General features: G+C 41.5%; 20 protein-coding genes. 13 read left to right on the top strand and 7 right to left on the bottom strand.

Annotated features, from left to right (window positions below):
• Positions 1 to 75: 75 nt before the first annotated feature.
• The 3 genes from ACK4HU_RS02590 (at position 76) to ACK4HU_RS02580 (ending at position 4,223) form a co-directional block, all read left to right on the top strand.
• Positions 76 to 471, top strand: a complete 396-nt coding sequence (locus ACK4HU_RS02590) for a GxxExxY protein (protein WP_409803286.1) — start codon at positions 76 to 78, stop codon at positions 469 to 471.
• Positions 472 to 611: 140 nt separating this feature from the next.
• Positions 612 to 2,000 (top strand): dipeptidase, encoded by a 1,389-nt coding sequence (locus tag ACK4HU_RS02585; protein ID WP_409803285.1) that lies wholly within the window; start codon positions 612 to 614, stop codon positions 1,998 to 2,000.
• Positions 2,001 to 2,087: 87 nt separating this feature from the next.
• Complete coding sequence (locus tag ACK4HU_RS02580) at positions 2,088 to 4,223, top strand: cytochrome c biogenesis protein CcdA (RefSeq protein WP_409803284.1); 2,136 nt, start codon at positions 2,088 to 2,090, stop codon at positions 4,221 to 4,223.
• Positions 4,224 to 4,293: 70 nt separating this feature from the next.
• Here the strand turns inward: ACK4HU_RS02580 and ACK4HU_RS02575 are convergent, their stop codons facing one another.
• Positions 4,294 to 4,752, bottom strand: a complete 459-nt coding sequence (locus ACK4HU_RS02575; protein WP_409803283.1) for an RES family NAD+ phosphorylase — start codon at positions 4,750 to 4,752, stop codon at positions 4,294 to 4,296.
• Positions 4,752 to 5,252 carry an antitoxin Xre/MbcA/ParS toxin-binding domain-containing protein gene (locus tag ACK4HU_RS02570; protein WP_409803282.1) on the bottom strand — a complete coding sequence of 167 codons (501 nt, stop codon included), beginning with the start codon at positions 5,250 to 5,252 and terminating at the stop codon, positions 4,752 to 4,754. The genes ACK4HU_RS02575 and ACK4HU_RS02570 overlap by 1 nt, the downstream gene beginning before the upstream one ends.
• Positions 5,253 to 5,481: 229 nt before the next feature.
• On the opposite strand from ACK4HU_RS02570, the gene ACK4HU_RS02565 reads away from it, so the two are divergent.
• From ACK4HU_RS02565 to ACK4HU_RS02530, 8 genes are all read left to right on the top strand, one after another.
• Complete coding sequence (locus ACK4HU_RS02565; RefSeq protein ID WP_409803281.1) at positions 5,482 to 8,274, top strand: 2-oxoglutarate dehydrogenase E1 component; 2,793 nt, start codon at positions 5,482 to 5,484, stop codon at positions 8,272 to 8,274.
• 96 nt (positions 8,275 to 8,370) lie between these two features.
• On the top strand, positions 8,371 to 9,927 hold the full coding sequence (gene odhB, locus ACK4HU_RS02560; RefSeq protein ID WP_409803280.1) for a 2-oxoglutarate dehydrogenase complex dihydrolipoyllysine-residue succinyltransferase: 1,557 nt from the start codon (positions 8,371 to 8,373) through the stop codon (positions 9,925 to 9,927).
• Positions 9,928 to 10,039: 112 nt separating this feature from the next.
• Positions 10,040 to 11,437, top strand: a complete 1,398-nt coding sequence (gene lpdA, locus ACK4HU_RS02555) for a dihydrolipoyl dehydrogenase (protein WP_409803279.1) — start codon at positions 10,040 to 10,042, stop codon at positions 11,435 to 11,437.
• Positions 11,438 to 11,638: 201 nt separating this feature from the next.
• Positions 11,639 to 12,415 (top strand): Rossmann-like and DUF2520 domain-containing protein, encoded by a 777-nt coding sequence (locus ACK4HU_RS02550; protein WP_409803278.1) that lies wholly within the window; start codon positions 11,639 to 11,641, stop codon positions 12,413 to 12,415.
• A 211-nt stretch (positions 12,416 to 12,626) separates the two neighbouring features.
• On the top strand, positions 12,627 to 13,277 hold the full coding sequence (locus ACK4HU_RS02545; RefSeq protein ID WP_409803277.1) for a DUF2589 domain-containing protein: 651 nt from the start codon (positions 12,627 to 12,629) through the stop codon (positions 13,275 to 13,277).
• Positions 13,278 to 13,310: 33 nt separating this feature from the next.
• Positions 13,311 to 14,462, top strand: a complete 1,152-nt coding sequence (locus tag ACK4HU_RS02540) for a hypothetical protein (RefSeq protein ID WP_409803276.1) — start codon at positions 13,311 to 13,313, stop codon at positions 14,460 to 14,462.
• Positions 14,463 to 14,473: 11 nt separating this feature from the next.
• Positions 14,474 to 15,007, top strand: coding sequence for a DUF2589 domain-containing protein (locus ACK4HU_RS02535; protein WP_409803275.1), 534 nt, complete (start codon positions 14,474 to 14,476; stop codon positions 15,005 to 15,007).
• Positions 15,007 to 15,324, top strand: a complete 318-nt coding sequence (locus tag ACK4HU_RS02530) for a hypothetical protein (protein ID WP_409803274.1) — start codon at positions 15,007 to 15,009, stop codon at positions 15,322 to 15,324. Before ACK4HU_RS02535 ends, ACK4HU_RS02530 begins: the two co-directional genes overlap by 1 nt.
• Here the strand turns inward: ACK4HU_RS02530 and ACK4HU_RS02525 are convergent, their stop codons facing one another.
• The 5 genes from ACK4HU_RS02525 to ACK4HU_RS02505 form a co-directional block, all read right to left on the bottom strand.
• Entirely contained in the window at positions 15,325 to 16,179 is an 855-nt protein-coding gene (locus ACK4HU_RS02525; protein WP_409803273.1) for a pirin family protein, read from the bottom strand.
• Between the two features lie 61 nt (positions 16,180 to 16,240).
• A complete protein-coding gene (locus tag ACK4HU_RS02520) occupies positions 16,241 to 17,551 on the bottom strand; it encodes a Zn-dependent hydrolase (protein ID WP_409803272.1) in 1,311 nt (436 codons plus the stop codon).
• An 82-nt stretch (positions 17,552 to 17,633) separates the two neighbouring features.
• Positions 17,634 to 18,632, bottom strand: coding sequence for an acyl-ACP desaturase (locus ACK4HU_RS02515; protein WP_409803271.1), 999 nt, complete (start codon positions 18,630 to 18,632; stop codon positions 17,634 to 17,636).
• 223 nt (positions 18,633 to 18,855) lie between these two features.
• Positions 18,856 to 19,737, bottom strand: coding sequence for an SMP-30/gluconolactonase/LRE family protein (locus ACK4HU_RS02510; RefSeq protein WP_409803270.1), 882 nt, complete (start codon positions 19,735 to 19,737; stop codon positions 18,856 to 18,858).
• 8 nt (positions 19,738 to 19,745) lie between these two features.
• Entirely contained in the window at positions 19,746 to 21,470 is a 1,725-nt protein-coding gene (locus ACK4HU_RS02505) for a hypothetical protein (RefSeq protein WP_409803269.1), read from the bottom strand.
• 170 nt (positions 21,471 to 21,640) lie between these two features.
• Here ACK4HU_RS02505 and ACK4HU_RS02500 point away from each other — a divergent pair, with 170 nt between their 5' ends.
• Both ACK4HU_RS02500 and ACK4HU_RS02495 read left to right on the top strand, forming a co-directional pair.
• Complete coding sequence (locus ACK4HU_RS02500; protein WP_409803268.1) at positions 21,641 to 22,888, top strand: dipeptidase; 1,248 nt, start codon at positions 21,641 to 21,643, stop codon at positions 22,886 to 22,888.
• A 153-nt stretch (positions 22,889 to 23,041) separates the two neighbouring features.
• Entirely contained in the window at positions 23,042 to 23,545 is a 504-nt protein-coding gene (locus ACK4HU_RS02495) for a CIA30 family protein (protein WP_409803267.1), read from the top strand.
• Positions 23,546 to 23,603: the final 58 nt, after the last annotated feature.

Below are 23,603 nucleotides of genomic sequence, written 5' to 3'. Positions count from 1 at the left end.
TAAGTTTTGCCACAAAGTCACGAAGACACAAAGTTTTTTTAAATTAATGATTTAAATGTAAAAAGTCGCAAAATTATGAATCACGGAAAACCTACAGATTTTGAAGAGGAAATTGGGACAGCGGTAGTTCATGCAGCTTTTACCATTCACAAGGAACTTGGCCCTGGCCTTTTGGAAAGGATTTATGAGGTTTGCATGGAACATGAACTTAAAAAAGCAGGATTTGAAGTAAAAAGGCAAATCAATATTCCAATTTGCTATGACGGATTATGGTTTGATGAAGGATTACGGCTGGATTTGCTGATCGAAGATCGAGTGATTGTGGAGCTCAAAGCTGTCGATTTGGTTAATCCTGTTTGGGAAGCACAGATAATCAGTCACCTAAAACTCTCAAAATTAAGCTTGGGCTATCTGATTAATTTTAATGTGCCTTTAATCAAAAAAGGAATTCGGAGGTTTGTCAATACCTGATCTTCTTTTGCCTTTTTGCCTTCGTGGCAATAAAATTTTTTTTGTGTCTTTTGGCCTTTGTGGCAAAAAAAGAAAATTCCTAGGCAATTCCTCCTGAAAGGAATAATTTTGAGGCCTTTAGAAACTAAACTTACCCAAATATGTCCGTAGCTGCTTTTATAGAAAAAAACAAAGACCGATTCCTTAACGAATTGCTGGATCTACTCCGAATTCCATCCGTGAGCGCCGATCCAAAATTCAAAAACGACGTCTTTGCGGCAGCTCAGTTTGTCAAAGAATCCTTGGAAAAAGCCGGAGCTGACGTTGCTGAAATCTGCCAAACCGCAGGCTATCCGATAGTCTACGGAGAAAAAATCATCGATCCAGCTTTGCCCACAGTCCTTATTTATGGACACTATGATGTACAACCAGCAGATCCCTATGAACTTTGGGATTCACCTCCTTTCGAACCTGTAATCAAAAAAACAGCGATTCATCCAGAAGGAGCCATTTTTGCACGTGGATCAGCAGATGACAAAGGACAATTTTACATGCATGTGAAGGCTTTTGAAGCGATGATGGCTTCCGGTGATTTGCCTTGTAATGTCAAATTTATGATTGAGGGCGAGGAGGAAGTTGGCTCGGATAATCTGGACAAATTCGTCCTCGAAAATAAAGAAAAGCTGAAAGCTGATGTGATTTTGATTTCGGATACACACATGATCAGCATGAAAGACCCTTCCATCACCGTTGGTTTGCGTGGCATGTCCTACATGGAAGTGGAAGTAACTGGATCCAATCGAGATCTTCACTCAGGAACTTACGGTGGTGCTGTTGCTAATCCAATTAACGTGCTGTGCAAAATGATCTCCTCGATGAAGGATGAAAACGAGCACATCACGATCCCTGGGTTTTATGAAAAAGTACAGGAACTGACAGATGCCCAGCGAAGCCGACTGAATGAGGCTCCTTTTGATTTGGAAGAATACAAAGAAAAGCTTGCCATCGATGACGTCCATGGCGAAAAAGGCTTTACCACGATCGAGCGAGTTGGGATTCGCCCAACCTTGGACGTGAATGGAATTTGGGGAGGCTACACTGGAGAAGGTGCTAAAACAGTTTTGCCATCTAAGGCTTTTGCAAAAATCTCCATGAGACTCGTTCCCGACCAAGATTGGCATGAAATCGCAACTCTTTTTGAATATCATTTCAAATCCATTGCTCCAAAATCGGTAAAAATAAAAGTGAAAACCCATCACGGCGGTGCTCCTGCGGTAGTGTCTGACAGTTCGATCGGATATCAGGCAGCAGAGGCAGCTATGGAAGAGACTTTTGGTAAAAGACCGATTCCGACACGAGAAGGAGGTTCGATTCCCATTGTTGCTTTGTTCCAAAAGGAATTAGGATCAGACCCGATTTTATTTGGTTTTGGCTTGGACACAGATGCTTTGCATTCTCCGAATGAACACTATGGTGTGAAAAACTACTTTATCGGTATAGAAACTATCGCAGCTTTCTTCCGTCATTTCAGAGCTATGAGCGGAAAGTGATTAATTTGCATATTGACCAGCTAAATGACACTAAATTCGAACCACAAGACCTAAATCCTTGTTCGCCCGAGTAAATCCAATCCCTAGATGACTTTCAACTCCATAAAAATCGGTAAGCTCCTCTTTCCGGTTTTTCTTTTGATTTCCTCTTTTGCCCATGCTCAGATGGTAAAGCCACCGAAGTGGACTTTTTCATTGGAGCCTCAAGAGCTGCAAGTGGGAGAAAAGGCCATCTTAGTCATGGAGACAGAGATACCTTTTGGTTGGTATGTGTATTCCAATGACTTTGATAAGGATTTGGGTCCTCTTTTGACCGAATTTATTCCTGCCAAATCCGGGGATTATTCAGTTGCATCGAAACTCAAGGCCATCAATCCCAAGAAGAAGTTTGACGAAGTCTGGGAAGGGGATGTAACCTATTTTTTAGGAAAAGGGCGATTTGAACAACCAATTACGATCAATGCAACTACTGGAGTGATCAAAGGATCACTTGAATATCAAATGTGTTCCGATATAGACGGAAAATGCATCAATTACGAAGAGGATATCGAGGTAAGGTTTACGGCAAAGGAAAGTGGTCGACCAATTGCAAGTGATTCTCCTGCTTCTCCCGAAGCAGGAGTTAAAACTGTCTCAAAAGGAAGCTTAGAAGAAGACCCTGAAAAACTTTTAGAATCGAATGCTGAAGAATCACCATTTGAATTAGTAGAAAGTCCTACACCAGTAGCTATCGGGGCAGAACAACTAACTGCGGCACCACCAGACTTCACTTCCGAAGGAGAAAAAGAATCGCTTTGGGGATTCATGGTTTTAGCTTTTTTGGCGGGATTGGCAGCTTTGATTACTCCTTGTGTGTTTCCAATGATTCCGATGACGGTGAGCTTTTTCACCGGAAGATCAAAATCCCGAGCAAAGGGAATCCGTCAGGCATTTATTTACGGCATTTCCATCATTGCAATTTATACCGTGGCAGGCACTGCCGTTGCGGCAATTCAAGGACCTGAATTTGCCAATTGGCTAGCTACTCATTGGATTCCTAATGTCTTTTTCTTCCTGGTTTTTATCTTTTTTGCTCTAGCCTTTTTGGGCATGTTCGAACTGACTTTGCCTTCAAGCTTTGTCAATAAAATCGATGCAAAAGCCGAGAAAGGGGGTCTTGGCGGTATTTTCTTCATGGCTTTTACATTGGTCTTAGTTTCATTTTCCTGCACCGGACCGATAGTGGGTTCCATTCTGATTTCCTCTGCTGGGGGTGAATTAATCAAACCCGTATTGGGCATGTTTGCATTTGGGTTGGCTTTTGCCATTCCTTTTACCTTGTTTGCAATTTTTCCGGGTTGGATGCAGCGCTTACCAAAATCAGGCGGATGGTTGAATACAGTCAAAGTCGTGTTGGGCTTTTTGGAACTGGCTTTGGCTTTCAAATTCCTCTCCATTGCAGATTTGGTTTATCACTGGGGGATTTTGGATCGGGATATTTTCCTTGCAATTTGGATCGTGATTTTCTCTGGATTGGGTTTCTATCTGTTGGGAAAAATCAAATTGCCCCACGACTCCAAACTGGAATACATCAGCGTCCCTCGATTACTTTTAGCCTTGTTGACCTTCACTTTTGTGGTCCATATGATTCCCGGACTATGGGGCGCACCACTCAAATTACTGAGCGGCTATTTACCTCCGATCACCACTCAACAGTTCAAATTGACGGGTGGAGTGGGGTCTGAGGAAAGTGTTTCATCCAGTGGCAAAGTCGTCAAATACGGCGACCTGCTAAAAATTCCTCATGGAATTCCTGGGTACTTTGACTATGAACAAGGCTTAGCAGCCGCAAAACGGGAAGGCAAACCCCTATTGATTGACTTTACCGGACATGGCTGCGTCAACTGTCGGAAGATGGAAGAGAATGTCTGGGTTGATCCCCAAGTTCTAAAGCGACTTAAGGAGGACTTTGTAATGGTGGCATTGTACATTGATGAGCGGCTATATTTGCCCGAAAGTGAATGGTACACTTCTTCCTATGACAATAAGGTGAAAAAGACCTTGGGCAAGCAAAATGCGGATTTGCAAATCACCCGATTTAATAATAATGCTCAACCTTATTATGTTATTTTGGATCACCAAGAGCAATTACTTGCTAAACCAAGAGGATACAATACCGATATTGCGTCTTTTGTGGAATTTTTGGATGGGGCGAAGAGAATTTTCAATGAGCAAACTCAATAATCAATTATCAAACTCAACGATCAATTTTCAATGTTTCCTTGAAAGTTGAGAATTGGTCATTGAAAATTGATTATTGAAAAAGCCTCGAATCAAAAGGAAACTCTTTCTGACCGACAATTGAAATAGAGGCAAAATCCAGATGATGTGGATTGATCAGAAAATTAAAGTCACCCGGTACAACTGCCGAAGGAACTTTAAGGACACAGCTTTTTCGCTCTGCAACAAAGTCATCTCCGATCTTTTGCGTGTCAAGCAAATGGGGGAAGCTGTTCCACCCCTGAGGTAAATCATCAGTTTTCAAGGACGAGATGGAAATAGAATTCGGGATCTCGATTTCGACCATCACATAGTCTTTGGGTAAAATGGATAAGGACAGGTGCACCGCAACTTCAGCCATTGCCAAGGCGCGACTGTCCGCACAGTAGATGAGTTCGGTGCCTTTGGAATTCCAACGGTTACCGGAGAGGGCGGCGCCTTTGCCCGATAGTTCTATTCCGTATTTTTTTCGGATGAGACGAAAAACCCGCATCAGACAAATATCCCTTGATCTATGCGATGAAGCTCATTAAGCACTAATTCTTTACCATAGGAATCCCTCAGCAACTCAATCGGTCGTCTATTGCCTAGGGCATGACTTGTAGCATTAAGCCAAGCGGCAAAATCCTCCTGTGAATCAAAAACTTCCAAACCTACAGCCGTCACTTCTACAAGCTCAATGATTTTCTCGGAATGAATCGATCTGAAAACATAGTCCGATTCTTTTTTGTATCGCTGTAGAGACTTCAAAGAAATATCCAAAAAGTCTGACCATTCCTGATCAGAAAAAGGCGCCATATCCTTGATTGACATAAATAGAGATGTAGGGATCCCCTGACGAATCACATCTACGACCAGGATCCGATTTGCGAAAAATCTGCTCAAAGGGACTCCTTTTAAAGTAGGATACTTTGAATACCGAGGTAGTCCCGTCACATAAACAGCCATTTCTTCGGCCACCATGTTTATTTTTTGATTATCTGAATCGCTCATGATCTAGAAATTTGTCCTTTAATTTACGACATTTTTCTAAATGTATGTCATTTTCTTCTTTTTCTTTCAAAATCATTGTCAAATGAACCAGTCATATGACTGCTTTAATCCGTTCGATGTATAACAACAAATATTATTTTGTGACTAAACATATATTTGGACAAGCAAATAAGCAATTTTTCATTGCGGATAATTGGCCTTAATTTTGTCTTGTTCTCAAAAACTAACGATGGATAAATTCTCATACATTGCGAATGCTCATGTGACCTACATCGATGAGTTATACGCTTCTTATAAAAGTGACTCTGCCTCAATAGACCCAAGCTGGAAAGAGTTTTTTGATGGTTTTGATTTTGCCTTGGCAAATTACGGTCAGGATGAAAACGGATCTGAAGCTGAAAAACCGGGAACCCAAGCGACACCAAAAAACGGTGCTTTGGCCACTCCCGGTACCATCATGGACATGGAGCAGCTTCCAAAGGAAATCAAAGTTCGAGCACTAATCCATGCGCATCGTTCAAGAGCACACCTCCGATCCAAGACCAATCCTGTAAGAGAAAGACGTGACCGCAAGGCGTTGATCGACCCCAAAGATTTTGGGCTAGGACAGGATGATATGAATACTGAGTTTCAAGCTGGAAGTGAAATTGGCATAGGAACCGCCAAACTATCCGTTATCCTCGAATCTCTAAAAACCATCTATGAAGGCCCAATGGGCTTTGAATATTTGTATATCCGTGATCCGGAGATGCTGGATTGGTTTAAAACCAAGGTGGAAAAAGAAGCATTAGCCTTTAATCCTTCAGAAGAAGATAAAAAGCGAATTCTTTTTAAACTCAATCAGGCTGTCGTATTTGAAAACTTTTTACATACCAAATACCTCGGGCAAAAGCGTTTTTCACTAGAAGGTGGAGAAAGTACAATTCCCTTCCTAGATGCTGTCATCAATACTGCTTCTATTCATGGTGTTGAAGAAGTCATGATCGGAATGGCTCACCGGGGTCGACTAAATGTCCTTGCTAATATCATGGGTAAGACCTATGAACAGATTTTTTCCGAATTTGAAGGAACTGCCAAGCCTGACTTAACGATGGGTGATGGCGATGTGAAATATCACATGGGCTATTCTTCGGACATTGTCACTCCTAGCAAAAACAAAATACACCTCAAACTGGCTCCAAACCCTTCCCACTTGGAAGCTGTCAATCCGGTAGTTGAAGGGTTCATCCGTGCCAAAATCGATCACTCACATAATCATGATGCGACCAAAGCTCTTCCTATCCTCATCCATGGAGATGCCGCAGTAGCTGGACAGGGAATTGTCTATGAAGTGACTCAAATGGCTGGTTTGAAAGGATACAACTCAGGAGGTACGATCCACTTTGTGATCAATAATCAAGTAGGTTTTACGACCGACTTCGATGATGCACGAACTTCTATTTATTGCACTGATGTTGCCAAAATCATCGATGCACCGGTCATTCACGTCAATGGTGACAATGCCGAAGCAGTGGTATTTGCAGCAAGACTTGCGGCTGAGTTCCGTCAGAAGTTCAGCAAAGACATTTTTGTGGACATGGTTTGCTACCGTCGGCACGGACACAATGAGTCGGACGAACCAAAATTTACGCAGCCCGAGCTTTACAATATCATCTCTAAGCATCCAAATCCGAGAGAAATCTATGTTAAGAGATTGACAGAAAAGGGAGATTTCGAGGCGAAGATTGCGGCACAGATGGATGAGGAATTCCGTCAATTGCTTCAAGATCGCCTGAACATGGTGAAGGAAAAACCGCTTCCTTATCAAGCTACTAAGTTTGAGCGAGAGTGGGCTAACCTCAGAAGATCCAATCCAGAAGATTTTGAATCTTCACCTGAAACTGGCGTTTCAATTGAATCCATTGAGAAAGTTGCCGAAGCTTTGACTTTTATTCCCAAAGGATTTAAGCCCATCAAACAAATTGAGGCGCAAATGAAGCAGCGAAGAGATATGTTTTTTGAATCAAAAGAATTGAACTGGGCTTCTGCTGAATTGCTGGCTTATGGTTCTTTGCTTTTGGAAGGAAAAACTGTCCGACTCACTGGCCAAGACGTACAGCGTGGCACTTTCTCACACCGTCATGCAGTGCTGCACGATGCGAATACCAATCAGCCTTTCAATTCACTTTTGGAATTGAAAGACAGAAAAGGTCAATTCCATATTTATAATTCTTTGCTTTCGGAATATGCTGTTTTGGGCTTTGAGTATGGATATGCCATGGCAAATCCTCACGCATTGACAATCTGGGAAGGTCAGTTCGGAGATTTCGCAAACGGTGCCCAAACCATGATTGATCAGTTCATTTCCTCAGGAGAATCCAAATGGCAAAAAATGAACGGTTTGGTAATGCTTCTTCCACATGGCTACGAAGGCCAAGGTCCAGAGCACTCCAATGCCCGCCCAGAGCGATTCCTCCAACTTTCCGCAGAATACAACATGGTCGTGGCCAATATCACTGAGCCATCCAACTTCTTTCATTTGCTAAGAAGACAACTTACTTGGGATTTTAGAAAACCATGTATCGTCATGTCTCCAAAGTCACTACTCAGACATCCAAAAGTCATTTCTCCAATTTCTGAATTTACTTCAGGCAAATTCAGAGAAGTCCTTCCTGACACAATGGTGAAAGCAAAGGACGTGAAGCGAGTGGTACTATGTTCTGGAAAAGTGTTTTACGATCTGGAAGAAGCTCGGGAAAAAGAAAAAGTGAAAAATGTGGCTATCATTCGAATTGAGCAACTGCACCCACTACCTAAAAATCAAATCCTTGAGATTCTTAAATCCTACAAAGGTGCAGAGGTCGTGTGGGTACAAGAAGAACCCGAAAACATGGGCTATTGGAATTACCTCTTGAGATTACTTCACAAAGAAATCCCAATGAGCTTGATCGCTCGTAAACCAAGCGCTTCTCCAGCTACCGGATATAACAAAGTCCACGTAGAAGAGCAGAAAAACATTGTTTCTCAGGCGCTAAAACTTTAATCTTGATTACCACCCTGATTCATCTTGGGGTGGTTTTTTCCAAAAATTCATACTAACCCTCCTTCCAAAATAACCAGAAGGGAAAAATATAGAACCATGAGCAAAGAAATGAAAGTACCCACAGTGGGAGAATCGATCTCTGAAGTCACCGTTGGGCAATGGTTTAAAAAAGACGGCGACCAAGTACAATTGGATGAAATCCTCTGCGAATTAGAGTCCGACAAGGCAACTTTTGAATTCCCGGCTGAAGCAGCGGGGATATTAAGAATCAAAGCTCAAGAGGGCGATACTGTCGAAATTGGAGGTTTGATTTGTGTGATCGAAGATTCTGAAGGTTCGAAAAAGTCTGACGGTTCGGAGAAATCTGAACCAGCTGAAACTTCCGCAGCAAAAGAAGCCTCAGCTGAAGCCCCTGCAAAGAAGTCCTCTGGCTCTGGAGAAATCAAAGAAATGATCGTACCCACTGTCGGTGAATCCATCACTGAGGTCACATTGGCCAATTGGATCAAAAAGGACGGCGACTTTGTGACTTTGGATGAAATCATCGCTGAGGTAGATTCTGACAAAGCAACTTTTGAACTTCCGGCTGAAGCCAAGGGTATTCTAAGACATGTTGCGAAAGAAGGCGATGTCCTGGAAATCGGTGGATTGATCTGCAAAATTGAAGTAACGGACGAAGCTCCGACAAAAGAATCAGCTCCGGCTCCCTCTTCTTCTGCTCCTGAAAAAACAACTTCTTCAAACGAGAACTATGCAACAGGCCATGCCTCTCCTGCGGCTTCTAAAATTTTGGCAGAAAAAGGAATAGCCACTTCGGCAGTTTCAGGTTCTGGAAAGGATGGAAGAATTACCAAAGAAGATGCAATGGGTGCCCAGAAACCTGCGGCTAAACCAGAAACTACCTCTTCTAAACCAGCAGAATCAGCTCCTGAAGAACCAGTAAAGCCTGGAGAGAGAAATACCAGAAGAGAGAAAATGTCATCTCTGCGTAGGACAATTTCCCGTCGATTGGTCTCCGTGAAAAATGAAACAGCCATGCTCACCACATTCAATGAGGTGAATATGAAGCCGATCATGGACTTGAGATCTAAGTTCAAGGAGCAATTCAAAGAAAAGCACGGTGTAGGTTTGGGCTTTATGTCATTCTTCACCAAGGCAGTTTGTGTCGCTTTGAAAGAATGGCCTTCAGTAAATGCTCAAATCGATGGGAATGAAATGATTTTTAATGATTTCTGTGACATTTCCATTGCCGTATCTGCTCCAAAGGGCTTGGTAGTACCCGTCATCAGAAACGCAGAATCCTTGAGCTTTGACCAAATCGAAAAGGAAATCCTCCGATTAGCCGGAAAGGCAAGAGACAACAAATTGTCGATCGAAGAGATGACTGGAGGAACGTTTACGCTCACCAACGGTGGCGTATTCGGATCCATGATGTCTACTCCGATTATCAATGCTCCGCAGTCTGCAATCCTTGGAATGCACAACATCGTGGAGCGACCAATCGCTGAAAACGGTCAAGTCGTGATCCGCCCAATGATGTATCTCGCACTTTCATACGATCACAGAATAATCGACGGAAGAGAATCGGTAAGCTTTTTGGTACGTGTAAAGCAATTGCTGGAAGATCCGACAAGACTGCTATTTGGAGTCTAAGGATTTACGAATTATGAATTCAGATTTACGAAGGGCTGAGGTACTTCAGTCCTTTATTTAACTAGTTAGACCAAGTCTTGAATCTTGTGTCTTGAATCTAAAATCTAAAGAAATGTACGACGTCATAGTAATCGGTTCGGGTCCAGGTGGATATGTAGCAGCTATCAGAGCAGCACAGCTTGGCATGAAAACCGCAATTATTGAAAAATATCCAACTTTGGGAGGCACTTGCCTGAATGTAGGCTGCATTCCTTCCAAAGCACTTTTAGATTCCTCGGAGCACTATCACAATGCTGCTCATACGTTCAAAACTCACGGGATCAACCTCAAAGATTTGAAAGTCGATTTGTCTCAAATGATCGCACGAAAGGACGATGTGGTGAAGCAAAACGTCGATGGGATTCAGTTTTTGATGAAGAAAAACAAAATCGATGTGCACCAAGGAGTAGGGTCTTTTGTAGATGCCAATACCGTGAAAGTGACCAAAGAAGACGGTTCCTCCACTGATATTCAGGGCAAAAACATCATTATCGCCACGGGTTCAAAGCCCTCTTTACTTCCATTTATCAAACTGGATAAAAAGCGCGTGATCACTTCCACTGAAGCACTGAATTTGAAAGAAATTCCGAAACACCTCGTCGTAATTGGTGGCGGTGTAATTGGAATGGAACTCGGTTCTGTATATGGTCGAATGGGAGCCAAAGTATCCGTGATTGAATACATGGATTCCTTGATTCCTTCGATGGACAAAACCATGGGTAAGGAACTTCAGAAGTCATTGAAGAAACTTGGCTTTGAGTTTTACCTTAAGCACAAAGTTACTGGTGTAGAGAATCTGGGTAAAGAAGTCGTCGTTAAAGCCGAAAATGGCAAAGGCGAAACGATAGAGGTCAAAGGTGATTACGTCCTGGTTTCTATCGGACGTAAGCCTTACACCGATGGACTAAATGCTGAAGCTGCGGGAGTAAAAATCACCGACAGAGGTCAGGTGGAAGTAAACGAACATTTGCAAACCTCTGTGAAGCATATTTACGCAATTGGTGATGTGATAAAGGGAGCGATGCTTGCGCACAAGGCAGAAGAAGAAGGCGTTTTCGTTGCTGAAACAATCGCAGGACAAAAGCCACATATCAATTACCTTCTTATCCCTGGAGTGGTTTACACATGGCCGGAAGTAGCAGCAGTTGGTTATACCGAGGAGGAACTAAAGGAGCAAGGCAGAAAATACAAGACCGGAAAGTTTCCATTTTTGGCATCGGGCAGAGCGAGAGCTTCCATGGATACCGATGGATTGGTGAAAGTCTTGGCCGATGCTGAAACGGATGAAATCCTTGGAGTACACATGATCGGCCCAAGAACTGCTGACATGATTGCAGAAGCAGTCGTGGCGATGGAATTCCGCGCTTCGGCTGAAGATATAGCTAGAATGTCTCATGCACATCCGACCTATACTGAGGCCTTTAAAGAAGCCTGTATGGCCGCTACAGATAATCGAGCCTTGCATATTTAAGGTTTAGAACACTGAATTTTACTGAAGAGGCTGTCTCAATAGTACTTGTTTGTCACATTGAGCGAAGTCGAAATGCGTTGAATTCGCTACAAATGGCCTTTGTACTGCCCAACTCTCGTTGGTCAGGTGCTCAGGCTGACACCATCGGTCCTTTTGAGACAGCCTCTTTTTCTTTTTGTCCAAAAATGGCTTAATTCCGTCATGAAGTTCAAAATCGCCATTTTGGGTGCAGGAAACATAGCTTGGCATTTAGCACCAGCATTGGAAGATGCGGGGCACGAAATCACTGAAGTGTATGCCAGAGATCTTGCAAAAGCCAAGCAAATCACTGAGCGGGTATATTCCGCTGAACCCAAGGGCGATCTAGATTTTTCTGAAAGCAAAGCCCAGATTTTTATTCTTGCGGTGAAAGATTCCGCAATTCCTGAAGTTTCGGATGAGGTGATTTTGCCAGAGGGAAGTATTTTGGTCCATACTTCAGGCACGGTGCCATTAGACATCTTGGGCTACAGTTCAGCAAGCTACACCGGGATTTTTTATCCACTTCAGTCCTTTACCAAAGGCAGAAAGGTTGAGTTGGATGAGGTGCCTTTTTTGCTGGAATCAGAAGATGAAGAGACACTTCAAAAGCTAAAAAAACTAGCGAAAAGCCTGTCTCCATTAACTTATGTGGTTCGATCCAAGGACCGGAAAGGAGTACATGTTGCAGCAGTTTTTGCCAGCAACTTCACCAATCACATGATCAGAATTGCAGAAGAAATAATGAGAAAGCAAGGGGCTGATTTTGAAATGCTAAAGCCCTTGATCATTGAAACTATCTCCAAAAGCTTACAACTAGGAGCCAAAAATGCGCAAACAGGACCCGCGATTCGCGAAGACTATGAAACCCTGGAAGACCATCATCAGTTCCTCAGCTACAATGATAGCATAGCTGAAATTTATCGATTGGTCTCTCAGGATATTATTGATGCTTCCTAATGGTAAAACAAACAAAACCCAAATTGAACGATTTACAGATTCTTTAATTTTTTGAAGAGGAGAGTTTAAACTTTCTAATAAGAAAGATTTATTAATAGATTTTTTATTGACTTTTAATTTCCAATTATTTTACTTTCAATCACTTACGATTTGTTGAGTAGACTCTTCTTTTTGAAATTCATTTTTCCTAACACTATAAACAATTTTAATTATGAGTTATGTAAATCGAACCCTTAGGTCCCTTCCGTTTGGAAGAATTATTGGTGGACCCATGATTGCAGCCATTCAAGCTCAGGCATTAGCTGCAAAGTCAACGGTAAACTTCATCAAAGAAGTTGGTTTTAGAGGTGCTGCAGATGATCAAGATGGCAATGCAGACGAAAATATGGGGGAAGTCCGAAATGTGACTTTTAGATACAGGAGAAAATCCGCAGTAGGTAGTGTCTCAGCAAATGACGCTGGAGAGGAAGAAGTTAGCTTGACAGTTCCAATATTGACTATCGTCCCGATTCCATACATCAGGATCGAGGAGATGACCATTCAATTCACAGCAAATATTACTGAACAACAAGAATACAAAAGTGCCAGTGCAAGCAGTGGAAGTGTGGCTACAGATACCACAATGAATTTCAAAGCTGGAGGATTTTTATCTCCAGTGAAATTCAATTTGAATGCAAAGGTTTCTACTAAAAATAATTGGAGCAATAGTAACAGTAATAAGGTAAATACTTCGACTCAATACACCATTGATATTCAAGTCAAAGCCGTGCAAGATGAAATGCCAGCTGGCTTAGCAAGAGTTCTAGACATAATGGAACAAGCTATTTTGGAAAAACCTACCGCTCCAGGAGGAGGATCTTAATTTTTACTTATTTCTTTTTTTAATCAACAAGCTATGAGCCAGTTGAACCAGATCATTGCATCTATACTGAGTGACATTAATGAGGCTAAATCAAAAGCTGACTTCGCTTCAAGGGATCTCGCTCAGGCCTATGCTTCAGATGAAATACTCAAGTACTTTCCAGTACCAAAAATTGGGATATCTAATTTGGAGGTAGAAATAAAGTATGCCGTGGAATCCGTCGAAGAAAAACCTATAGAATCTAGCCAGTCTCAGCAGAGACTGGCAGATTTTATTAAGAATTTTTCTGAAAATACGGCTAGGGAAATCCGGACCTCTATAGCGAAAGAGGCTCTCAGTAATGTTTTGTATAAAAGTCTAGGCTCTGAATATCCGTCAAAGAGTTGGGAAGAAAATCTCTCTAAAAATCTTCAGGAAAGCTTTACAAAGTCTTTATCGGGAGGGTCAGACTTGAATCGAAATCTGGCAAGTGCTAATGATCAGATAAAAAAGAATATTGGTGAATTTTTCCCAGTAGCATTTAAATCTGAATCGCTTGCCACTATTCCAATATCTACCGGAGAATATCAAGTAGTAGGGCTAACCAAATCAGGTACTTTTGATTTTGTAGTAAAAGATGTTTTTGCAGATGAAAAAATCGCTATGAATGTAGCCAAATCCTTGAGTACCGCAATTTCATCCAATAAGCTGGAAATCATTGAAGCCAAAAGGGATCTGGGTACCAAGATGGACATTGCAAAAGTAAAGGCTGGAAATCAAGAAATAATTCTTGAAACGGAAAGTAAAACCGTTGGGACTATTCAACCCAAGGCTTTCTTTGAAAATACTGTAAAAGAGAAAAGAGCGGTTTTAAACACTCCCATTCGAACGCTCCCTTCATGGGTTTTGGGAAATCCTGCTCCAGTAGGTACAAGGCCAAATGCACCTGTGGAGAAACCTGAGACGCTAAAGGAAGATGTGACTTTGAAATCTATTTCAGAATCCATTCTGCAAAAAAATTTACCAGACTTGAGGAGTGGTCTAGACAAAATCATCAATGAGACTAAAACAACGACATTGAAATTATCTGTGGAATCTGATAAATTAAAGCAGGTTAAGCCTGAAAATGTATCTACTATCAAGTTTACCCTCGTTGGGAATGACTTCACTATGATTCAAGATGAAGGACAGAAATCAATTCTTTAACCTTATATATTATGATCACTCCTAAATTTATTTCTGATCTTTTGGGTGCACCGATGGCTGCAATTGTCCAAGCTGAAGCCATTGCTGCAAGGGCCACCGCAGATTTTATTAAAGAAGTTGGGTTTACAAAAAGTACTGACTCTGTCGATTCGGATTTTGGAGCCATCAAAAACATCTCTTTTTCCTACAACAGGTTAAATACGGATGGTACATCTCAAATGGCATCCATCACAGTACCACTATTGACTATAGTTCCAATACCTACATTAAGGGTAGCCCAAGCCGTTATCGAGTTGGATTTAGCACTTACTCAACCTGAGGAAAATACTCCCGGCGGAGGAGACTCAAAATCCATAAAAAATTTCGGTGTTGAAAAACCATTAAGATTAAAAGCACTGATTGCAAGAAAACCTTCTGTTTCCGCACCTGCTACCGGCAATTCCATCACAGGAAATATGAATGTGAAAATAACGATGGAGCAAGCCGAACCGACAATTGGAATGGTTCAGCTGATTAATATTTTGGACAATGCAAAAAATGAATAATGGGTCTACTAAAGAAAATTCAAAATTGGAGGAATAGTCTTTTTGATGTTCATGACAAATCTTCCACCCTTCCGGAAAAGGAAGTAACTCCCACCGTCGAGATCGCCAAAACCCCGGGGATCAATTGCCCTGAGTGCAGGGTAAGAATGGTAGTAAGTATTCATAACTTGGTCAACTTAGAACCCATAAATTGCCCTAATTGCGGACTGGAACTTACGATTGATTTGGAAAAGTCCCAATCCGCTTTGGAATCTTTAAGGAAGCTTCAAAATGGTTTGGATCAAGCGGCCAAACTGAAGCAACAGTCACTCCTTTGATTAATGGTTCCAAGATCCGAATTTTCCAGCCTCATAGTCTTGATAAGCCTCTTGAATTTGCTTTTGAGTATTCATCACGAATGGCCCTTGTGCGACCATCGGCTCATTAAATGGCAAAGCGTGGCCTAAAATCAGAATAGAATCCTCTATTGCCTCCACTTCAATTTTTTGCCCTGAATTTTCGAATTCCACTAAGTTTCTAAACATCACTGCAGTTCCATTTACATTAAGTTCTCCACGGACGATGTAAAAAAAGATGTTTTCCTGCGGGGAGATTTCCTTTTCAAATTTCCCACCATTTTCAATGTAAATTGTACTCATGGTAATGGGAAAAGTGCCTTCAAATGCGCCATTTACACCATTCCATTTGCCAAAAAGTTGTTGAACTTTTACCTTTCCTCCGTCCAAATCCAAGGTTGGAATTTCTTCTTGCTGCAAGCCAATATAATTTGGGGCAATCATTTTTTTTGCCGCAGGTAGATTGAGCCAAAGTTGCAATATCTCCAGATCCCCACCTTTTCGCTTGAAGTCGCTGCTAGACACTTCGGCATGAATCAATCCACTTCCTGCAGTCATATATTGAACTCCCCCCGGCCCGATAATAGACTCATGACCTGAGGAATCCTTGTGCATGATATCTCCTTCTAAAATGAACGTGACTGTCTCCATTCCTCGATGAGGATGTGGACCAAAAGGCAAACCCTGATTTCGCTCAGGGTAAGTCTGGAAACCGTGATGATTTAAGAAAATGAAGGGATCAATCTGCTGAAGACTGCGAGTTGGCATAGGACTATAGGTAACCAAGTCAGCGATAGGTTGGTATTCAGCTTTATGTATTTTTTTGATTGCTCTCATATCTCATTATTTTGTGTATATACAATAAATACCATCTGAAGCGAAGAAGTTTACTTTAGCATCAATTTTCAACAGCCTGTTTTAGCTTTTTGTCTAGTTCCAAAATCGTATTCATGAGAACGTTTGCACCATTTGCAATGTCTTCTTTTGTCGAAAACTCTGCGGGAGCGTGACTAATTCCATCCTTACTTGGGATAAAAATCATTCCCATCGGTGCGATTCGAGCCATTTCCTGTGCATCGTGACCAGCTCCACTTGGAAGGCTTTTGGTGGAAAAGCCCAACTTTTCCGCCTGAGATTTAATGATCTCACGAATCAACGGATCCGCCAATGCTGGCTTACTGGCCACTTCAATGTGCTTAATATCTAAACCGATTTCACTTTCAGAGGCCAGTGATTTTGCTCTCTTTTCAATCTTCGAATAGATCTCCCAGATTTTTTCGGAAGAAAGATCTCTTATCTCAAGCGTGACTTTAACTTCACCGGGAATCACATTTCCTGCACCTGGAAAAGCTTGGAATTTTCCCACAGTACCCACATGACACCCCTCGAAGCTGTCAACGATTTCATTCACTGCCAACACAAATTTCGCAGCAGGAAGCATCGGATCCTTTCGCATATTCATAGGAGTAGTGCCGGCATGGTTTGCTTTTCCAAGAAAAGAAAATTCCCACCACTCAATGGCAACGATGCCCTCCACTACTCCGATATCCAACTTTTCACTATACAGATTTCCTCCTTGCTCGATATGCAATTCTAAAAATGCCGCCAAATCACCCGAATTTCTCCTTAGTTCAACAATTCGATTAGGATCGCCTCCCAATGCTTTGATCCCTTCATATTGTGTCAATCCACTCGAACTCACAACCTGCAATGCTTCATTGCTGAGCGATCCAACAATTGCCCGACTTCCAACAACTCCCCCCTCTTCATTTGTGAAAATGATGACTTCCAAAGGATGATCTGTCTGAACTCCATTTTCAAGAAAAGTCTTTGCCACTTCGATGGAACTCATCGAACCCACTGGTCCATCGTAGTCTCCACCGTTTGGCACTTCATCAATATGTGAACCAAAAGCAATTGGTTTTAGATTAGGGTTCTTACCTGCTTTCCTTCCAATAATATTTCCTTCAAAGTCAACAGAAACCTGAAGACCTGCGTCCTCCATCATCGCTTGCACATATACCCGAGCTTCGATATCATGCTTAGTATAGGCTTGTCGATCTGATCCTCCTGCAGCATTTTTTCCAAATGTTGAGAGTTTCACAAGGCTTTCATGAAGTCGATCAGAATTGATTGATAGATTTTGTGCAATTGAATCAATTACAAAACAAAACAAAAAGAATACGACGGAAATTAAGTGTTTTTTCATAAATCAAAGGTTCAGTATGAACAAGTTAACACAAAAAAAGTCCCGCTTTTCAGCAGGACTTTAAATTGATTTTATTGACTTATTATTTAAGCCAAGCAAGTTTGACTTCATCAGGAGCTTTCATTCGGTCAGCTACTCTCATATAGCGTTCTGATAATTTGGCCAAGTAGTCCTGCGCTTTTGCAGCGGCAGCGTCCAAGCCTGTCAGCGCCTCTATTTTCCATAAGTTGACCAAGTGGTCGATAATTCTTGCATAGTCCCAACTGGTATAGATTCCCACTTTCTGCGTAATTTCAGAAAATTGAGTAAAAAGGGAAGGATTAGAACCTCCTTCTCCCATCATTACTGCCGGCATGACAATCTGTTTTCTCATCAATTTTTCAAATGCGATGATCGCTCCATTTGGATCAATCTCGAAGATTCTTGACATAAAAGACTTATAAGCCTTTTCATGTCTTGCCTCATCACCAGCAATTTGCTTACAGATTCTCCCAAGAATAGTATCACCTGCTATATCAGCAAGTTTACCCGTATTCACATGGGATATTTTAGTAGCTCTTTCCTGAAAGGACGTGTAAACAATCGCCTGATAAGGATCTCCGCCTGAGTTAGGATCAAATCCATTGGTCAAGAGTCGGTGAATAGTCCGTTCAACAGCTTTCATATCGACTCTTCCAGTCATATAAAGGTACTTGTTAAGCAGATCACCGTGTCTATTCTCTTCTGCGGTCCATGACTTAGACCATCTCACCCATCCGCCAGGAGAAAGAAGATTCCGTTCTGGATTTATCCCTTCTAACATATTGAAATAGGTCTGATAGCTTGGGAGTGCTTCCTCAGTGATCATATTTCCGATCAATGATGTTAAAACCGTATCAGGAATTCCTTCGGCTCTTTTTTGAAGAAACTTGATTTCTTCATGGATGTTTGGGTCTCCAAAATCCGGAAGAAAGTCTGAGGGTTGCCAACATTTATCTGGATCTACCAGAATATTATCAACAGCATCAGCTACTAAGTCATCTAATTGTGTAATGACCTCTATATTCTTTTCTAATTCGTAATTGATTTCGCCTGTATTCATTAGGTTACTTGATTTTACACAAGGTTTAGATTGTGTAGGGTTGACTTGTTCGGTTCGGAAAGTTACTCACTTTTCGTTGGATTGCTTATAGAATGACTCTAATTGGTATGCCAGATTCCATGAGTGGAAATTACTTGATTTAGCGAAATCCTTTCATTCTATAAACGAGAAATAAACATAAAAAGGTCAATTGTCAGGAACCGTATCCTTCAAATTTGTTAAATTAATAATCCAATTTGTAGGCGGCTACTTTGTTTTTGAAGAAAGTAGGCACATAGATTATCTGATCTTTTATATTATAACAAATGTCGGCGGTATTGGATTCAGCGTCTTTAGTGTCTAGCATTTTTGTTTCGCCATCTTCTGATATAAACCAGATTTCACCTTGCCACCTTGATGCTACAAAATTACCATCTTCCAAGACAACTAAACCATCACCGCCCGTTACATTTGTGTTTAACATCATTGATGTTCCGTCCGAGTGCCACATTTTCAGTCCAGAACCATCAAGACCATAAATCGTTCCGTTTTTTGAAACTGCAATTCCATTAATTGTTTCATTTCCTTCGTAGATGGTGGAGATTTTTCCATCTGCGTATGTGTGTACCTTGCCAGTATTCATGTCTGTAAAGTAGACGATTCCATTGTGTGCGGCAACGTCATTCAGAAATTCTGCTCCTTCTACCTTCCAAGAATTTGAAACCTTCTCTTTTGCGATGTCAATTTCTACAAGTTCGTCAATGTCGGTTACATACAATTTTCCATTGGAAATTGCCATTCCTTTAGGGCTATTCAAGCCTCCAACCCATACTGGGTTTACAATTTTTCCATCTTTATCGATAATCGCAATTGATCCTTTCTTATCCTTAGCCTGAGGATCCAATCCGCCAATGGTAGATACATAGATTGTTCCAGTAGCATCATCATACAGTACGGACTCATTGGTAGGAAGAGAATCCTCGGTTTCCCAAAGTAAAGTAAGTGATGGCGATTTCGTCTCAACTACTGTTTCCTCCACGACTTCTTCTGTCTTTTGAGGTGCGCATTGCGCAAAAAGAATAGATACTGAAAGTGCTGCTAAACCTAATTTGATTGTGTTTTTCATAATTATATTTATTTGGTAATTGTCCAGTTTGATTGATTAAAGCTTTTTGGGGCCGTTTTTCGAAGCCTCTCTTCAATTTCACTTAAATACATCGTATTATATCTAAGTCTTGTGATGTAATTGGGTAAATCCGGGTCGCCATTCCAGCAGTGTTCTGCCCGATCTCCATAAGCTACTTTTCCATCAAAGTTAGGATTCTGGGTTTGGTTGAGAAAGTCTTCGGTAAAGTAAACCGCATTGTTGAGGTAATAGTTATCCATGTCTCCACAATATATATGTACTTTTCCTACCAGTTTTGGCCCCAAAGTTTCCCAATCCCGCTCCATTATATGACGAAGGTCGAAGTTTTCCTTCCAATATTCAGCAACTTCTTTATCAATTTCTCCCGAATATTTGTTCCAGATCGGTTTGGGATATCCATCCGCCCCAACAGGGGAATAAACGGCCTGCCAGATATCAAATTGATCTCCCGACCTCGACTTTTCCCCACCGATGGCAAGTTCTCGATGGTTCATATCTTTGACCATTGCATCGACATGACCTAAATAATTTCGGTGACCCGGTCTGAGCGTTTTCCGGAATTCACCCATTTTATAGTACGCATTTTCATCATTATAGATGTCTACAGTAGTGTAAGCTCTGAAATCAATGGGATCAGGGCAGGCTGCAAAGCAACCATTATATTCATCAGGATAGAATACTTGGACTGCTAATGCCTCCCAACCTCCAGTCGAACCACCGTATAAAAACCTCGACCATCCTTCCCCTATTCCACGAAATTCTTTCTCGATATGAGGAATAAGTTCATAAGTAATTGCATCACCATACGGCCCCAGGTTTTCTGAATTGACAGCGTAGCTGTCGTCATAGTATGGATTAGCATGCTGAATTTCAATGATAATAAAGCGCTTGAAGTCGGGGGAAATCCACTTTTGATAGAAATCATAAGCTTCTTGTTGTTGCATTTTGGCGTAGCCATAGATTCCAAATCGTGCGCTGAAATCGTCTTCCCCTAATTCCGGATCGGGGGGAATCGTCCGAAATCCTCCAAAATCAGATGTAAAATGACCATGATAAATCATCAATGGATAATACTGATTCGGATTTTCTTCAAATCCTTCAGGCAAAAGTACATGTGCCCCCAAGTACAAATCTCTACCCCAGAATTCAGAGAGTTTCTCAGACTTGAATTTAATGTGCTTGATATATTTGGAATCTTCGGGTTCGGCTATTTCAGGAATTCTTTGATCAATTTTCAGATTCAACCCTTTCCCTTTTTCCCAATTAATTTTTTGGGGAGTTGAGTAAATATTTTTTGGGGCTCGAGCCCATTGTCTTCCTTCACCTTGATCCATTGGGAGATTTACAGTATGGCCATCTGCACGATTGAATGTCTCATACTTTTGAATAAATGCCTGCACAGTATATTCCCCGGAGGAAAGATCTTCCATTCTTTCAATCGGATACCCAAAGCTATTTGAGTCAAAAACCAAAGCTTGTCCTTTTTCATAATTCTCGAAGTCCATCCCAAAAACTTGGTTGGTACCTACATTATCATTAATGCCGAATCTTGGTTCGGAATCATGATTTTTTGAAAAAATCAGGAGCAACCTTCCGTCTTTAAGTTCGGATTCTAATTCGGAGGAGATACTGACTTCGATGTTTCCTGAGTTGGAGCTGGAGCAATTCCAAAAAAGAAACCCCAGTAGGAAAAGAGAAAAGATATTTTTCATGGTTAAGGTGGTTAGGAAAAGCTAATTTATTCAATTTCGGATTAATCTTCTGAAGTCTCGAGCTTTCCAGCCCATCACTTTACTTTTGTTTTGTCAGAGAAGCCGTTTATGGATTATTTTTCAGGAGAAACTGAAAAGGACTTACATTCGATTTGCAAAACTCCAACCCAATGAAAAAGCTATTTTTCCTTTCCTTGTTTGTAGGTGCAATCTCTTGCAGCCCTAAAGAAGAAACTGTCGACTATACCAAAATGAGCGATGAAGAGCGCCTAAAGGCCGCCACAGAAATTGCCCAATCCACCATTATGGTTGACGGTCATGTTGATTTACCTTACCGGATGAAAGTTGGTGGATTCACGCTTCAACGGGAAATTTTGGACGTCTCTGTCCGAACTCCAGATGGAAACTTTGACTATCCTCGTGCCAAAGAAGGCGGGTTGGATGCTCCATTTATGTCCATTTATATCCCAGCTGTTAATCAAAAAACTCCCGGTGCATCAAAGGCATTGGCAGATTCTTTAATCCTGATGACTGAGCGACTAGCTTCTACGTATCCGGATAAATTTGCCATGGCTTACAGTCCTACTGACATTGAAGCAAATTTTGAAAAAGGATTGATTTCACTGCCTATGGGAATGGAAAATGGAGCGGGTATTGAGGATGATTTGGCTAATGTGGAATATTTTCACAAGCGTGGAATTCGATACATTACCCTGACTCACGGCACAGATAACCTAATCGGAGATGCGAGCTATGATACAACTGCCACCTATGGAGGATTAAGTGAATTTGGAGAAAAAGTGGTGGCAGAAATGAATCGAGTAGGAATCATGGTGGATTTGAGCCACGTGTCTGATAATACTTTTAAGGATGCCTTGGCAATTACCAAAGTGCCTGTGATTGCTTCTCATTCCTCTGTTCGGAAGTTTACTCCTGGTTTTGAGCGAAATATGAGTGATGAATTGATTCAAGCGATGGCCAAAAATGGCGGTGTGATGATGATCAATTTTGGAGGTAGTTTCATCGACTCTGCTTATGCAGCAGGTGGGGCGAAAGTACGTGAACACATTGTCAACTGGCTAGCGGAAAACAATCTTAACAGACGTGATTCTGCTGCTCAGGCATACATCAATGAATACGCTGCTGCAAATAACCCTTTTCCAACTGTGCAAAAAGTAGCTGATCACATCGATCACGTGAAAAACCTGGTCGGAATCGATTATGTAGGTTTGGGCTCCGACTTTGACGGCGTAGGCGACTCACTTCCTACAGGTCTGAAGGATGTTTCGATGTTTCCCAATCTGATTGCCGAGCTTTTGAAAAGAGGATATTCGAAAGAGGACATTGAAAAAATTTGCTACAAAAACGTCTTCCGTGTGTGGAAAGCAGTGGAAGATTTTGCGTTAGCAAAGAGATAAAATTTAAAAAAAATACTATTCGGAAGAACCCTGATTTGAAATAGTCAGGGTTCTTATTTTTTTTCCTAAACAATTCCAGACTCATTTTCTTTTAACAACATGTGGAAGCTCGCTCTTTTCCTATTTCTTACAGTTTACGCTAATCCGAAAGTGATGAAGGATCCCCTGGTTTTTGATTTTGGTGAGGGAAAAGATGCCGGCAGATGGACTATTGTCAACGATGGCGTCATGGGTGGACTTTCTCAATCTCAGGTTCAATTGGATGCGAATACGCTACTCTTTAGCGGAATTGTTTCTTTGCAAAACAATGGAGGCTTCGTATCCCTTCGCAGTGCCTTGGGTAAATATGACTTGTCTTCTTATGAATATTGCGAGATCCGGTTCAAATCTAATAATGATCGGAAATTTGAGATTTTGATCGAAAAAGAAACGCCCTTTTACCTGCCAAAATACCGAGCGAAATTTGGAGGCAATAGCGATGAATGGGAAACAATACGCATTCCCCTACGGGACTTTGAACTCAGCCGGATGGGTTCGACGATGCAGGAGGGGATTGACGCAAAGAGCTTGGAATGCATACAGCGGATTGGATTTATTTTAGCAGATAAGCAAAAGGGAAGTTTCAGGATCTGGATCGATTACCTGAAGTTTTATTGAAAACAGGATGCCCCCAACCTGTGCGAGGCCAAATGAATCATCGTCATTTTTATCCCGT

It is taken from the genome of Algoriphagus sp. (genome assembly GCF_046296635.1).
In the GTDB taxonomy this organism is placed as follows: domain Bacteria; phylum Bacteroidota; class Bacteroidia; order Cytophagales; family Cyclobacteriaceae; genus Algoriphagus.
Note: the sequence above shows the minus strand (reverse complement) of the source record. Positions and strands in the feature narration are given on the sequence as shown.